The organism is Streptomyces mesophilus (assembly GCF_011044995.1).
Classification (GTDB): Bacteria; Actinomycetota; Actinomycetes; order Streptomycetales; family Streptomycetaceae; genus Streptomyces; species Streptomyces mesophilus.
In genome coordinates, this window is record NZ_JAAKZW010000438.1 from 1 (window position 1) to 2,146 (window position 2,146).

2 protein-coding genes are annotated in these 2,146 nt (G+C 74.5%); both read left to right on the forward strand.

The genetic code is table 11. The features are described 5' to 3' along the window. Positions 1 to 40 precede the first annotated feature (40 nt). On the forward strand, positions 41 to 952 hold the full coding sequence (locus G6045_RS40375; protein ID WP_165337226.1) for a sirohydrochlorin chelatase: 912 nt from the start codon (positions 41 to 43) through the stop codon (positions 950 to 952). A 169-nt stretch (positions 953 to 1,121) separates the two neighbouring features. After that, the gene (cobC, locus tag G6045_RS40380) at positions 1,122 to 2,141 is read left to right on the forward strand and encodes an Rv2231c family pyridoxal phosphate-dependent protein CobC (protein ID WP_235968618.1); all 1,020 of its coding nucleotides are present in this window, start codon (positions 1,122 to 1,124) and stop codon (positions 2,139 to 2,141) included. The last annotated feature ends 5 nt before the right edge of the window (positions 2,142 to 2,146 follow it).

Below are 2,146 nucleotides of genomic sequence, written 5' to 3' on the forward strand. Positions count from 1 at the left end.
GTCCCACCCCTCAGCACGACCCCCGTACGAAGGAGAACCAGTGACCACCGCTCCCGCCCTGCTCGTCGCAGGACATGGCACCCGGGACGACGCCGGGGCCGAGGCCTTCCGCGATTTCGTACGGGAGTTGGGGCGCCGCCACCCCGAACTGACCGTCGCGGGCGGCTTCATCGAGCTCTCGCCGCCGCCGCTCGGCGAGGCGGTGACGGAGCTGGTGGAGCAGGGCGTACGGAGATTCGCCGCCGTTCCGCTGATGCTGGTGTCGGCCGGGCACGCCAAGGGCGACATACCGGCGGCGCTGGCCCGCGAGAAGGAGCGGCACCCGGGCATCTCGTACACCTACGGCCGTCCGCTCGGTCCGCACCCCTCTCTGCTCGCGGTCCTCGAGCGGCGGGTCGACGAGGTGCGCGGCGACTGGGCGCGCGAGGACGTCACGGTGCTTCTGGTCGGACGCGGTTCGACGGACCCGGACGCCAACGCCGAGGTGCACAAGGCCGCGCGGCTGTTCTGGGAAGGCCGCGGATACGCGGGCGTGGAGACGGCGTTCGTCTCGCTCGCGGCGCCGGATGTGCCGGGCGGGCTCGACCGGTGCGTGAAGCTGGGCGCGCGGCGGGTGATCGTGCTGCCGTACTTCCTGTTCACCGGGATCCTGCCGGTGCGCGTGCGGCAGCAGGCCGAGGGGTGGGCCGCCGCGCACCCGGAGGTCGAGACGCGGTGCGCCGATGTGATCGGTCCGGAGCCGGAGTTGCTCGATCTCGTGATGGAGCGCTACCGGGAGGCCCTCAAGGGCGATCTGCGGATGAACTGCGACTCCTGTGTGTACCGCATCGCGCTCCCGGGCTTCGAGGACAAGGTGGGGCTGCCGCAGCAGCCGCACTTCCACCCGGACGACGACGGGCACCACCATCACCACGGCGCGGGTCACCACCATGGTCATGCGCACGCGCACTGAGTTGGGGGGCGGCGGTGGGGCTGAGGCGATCGTGAGGGGTGGGGCTGAGGCGGCCGTGAGCGTGGCCGAGGCCCTGGCCGGCGACAGGGCTGAGGCGGTGGCGGGCGGTACGGCCGAGGCGGCGGCAGGCGTCGCGGGCAGCACCGGCGGCGCGGACGGCCCGTACGACCTGCGGCACCACGGGGACGCCGAGGTGCGTGACGGCGGGCTGACCGATCTGGCCGTCAACGTCCGTACGGGGACGCCTCCGCAGTGGCTCCGGGACGAGATCGCGGGCGCGCTCGGTGAGCTCGCCGCCTACCCGGACGGGCGGGCGGCACGCGCCGCGGTGGCCGCGCGGCACGGCGTGGGTCCGGAGCGGGTGCTGCTCACGGCGGGTGCGGCGGAGGCGTTCGTGCTGCTCGCCCGTGCTTTGGACGTGCGGCATCCCGTGGTGGTGCATCCGCAGTTCACGGAGCCGGAGGCGGCGCTTCGGGATGCGGGGCACGCGGTGGGGCGGGTCCTGCTGCCTGCTGCCGACGGCTTCCGGCTCGATCCGGGCGCCGTCCCCGACGCGGCGGATCTCGTCGTCCTGGGCAATCCGACGAACCCGACGTCCGTCCTGCACCCTGCGCGCACCGTGGCCGAACTGGCCCGGCCCGGGCGGGTGCTGGTGGTGGACGAGGCGTTCATCGACGCGGTGCCCGGGGAGCGGGAGTCGCTCGCCGGGCGGACCGACGTGCCCGGGCTCGTGGTGCTGCGGAGCCTGACGAAGACGTGGGGGCTCGCGGGGCTGCGGATCGGGTACGTGCTGGCCGACCCCGCGGTCATCGCCTCGCTGGAGCGCGCCCAGCCGCTCTGGCCGGTGTCGGCACCGGCGCTCGTCGCGGCGGCGGCCTGTATGCGGCCGGAGGCGCTGGCGGAGGCGGAGGAAGCGGCGCGGCGGTACGCGGGGGATCGGGCGTATCTGCTCGCGGGGCTGCGGGAGTTCGCGGAGGTTTCCGTGTCCGGTGAGCCTGCCGGACCGTTCGTTCTGCTCCGGCACGAGCGGGCCGTTCAGGTCCGTGCGGGCCTGCGGGACGCCGGGTTCGCGGTGCGCCGCGGCGATACGTTTCCGGGGCTGGGAGCGGAGTGGCTGCGGGTTGCGGTACGGGACCGGGGGACGACGGAACGGTTCCTGCGGGCGTTGGCGGCGGTTGGGGTGCGGTAGGGGGC